Source organism: Streptococcus sp. 2741 (assembly GCF_013276315.1).
Classification (GTDB): domain Bacteria; phylum Bacillota; class Bacilli; order Lactobacillales; family Streptococcaceae; genus Streptococcus; species Streptococcus pseudopneumoniae.
Genome location: NZ_VMKU01000172.1, coordinates 1 through 517 on the forward strand (window position 1 = coordinate 1; position 517 = coordinate 517).

A 517-nucleotide genomic window follows, 5' to 3' on the forward strand; every position below is an offset into this window, starting at 1 on the left:
TTTTTTTAGGGCGATTGATTTTTACTTCCGTCGCATCAATCATTACCGTGTCCTCAGAACTGAGAGGAGTTCTTGAAATCGTAACACCACTTTGAACAAGAGTTACTTCAACCCATTGGCTCCGACGGATTAAGTTGCTTTCGTGAATACCAAAATCAGCCGCAATTTGTTCATAAGTGCGGTATTCTCGCACATATTGAAGAGTGGCCATAAGAAGGTCTTCTAGGCTTAATTTAGGTTTTCGTCCCCCTTTTGCGTGTTTAATTTTTAATACAGCTAACATCTCTTCAAAAGTCGTGCGCTGAACACCAACAAGACGATTAAATTGTGCATCAGTTAGTTGTTTACTTGCTTCATAATTCATAGAACTATTATACCATATTTTGTTTCGCAGGAAGTCTATTCAAGCTAATCCCACTTCAATCCCACATGTTCGTTCATTTCTTTATAGGCTGTATCAATTCGTTCCTTAGTCGCTTCATCTAACTGGTCACGATGACTCCCGACTTTATCACTT

The 517-nt window shown here is 39.1% G+C and carries 1 protein-coding gene; it reads right to left on the reverse strand.

The genetic code is table 11. The features are described 5' to 3' along the window. On the reverse strand, positions 1 to 364 hold a 364-nt coding region (locus tag HT671_RS11335), incomplete at its 3' end, for a transposase family protein (RefSeq protein WP_172923171.1). Positions 365 to 517: the final 153 nt, after the last annotated feature.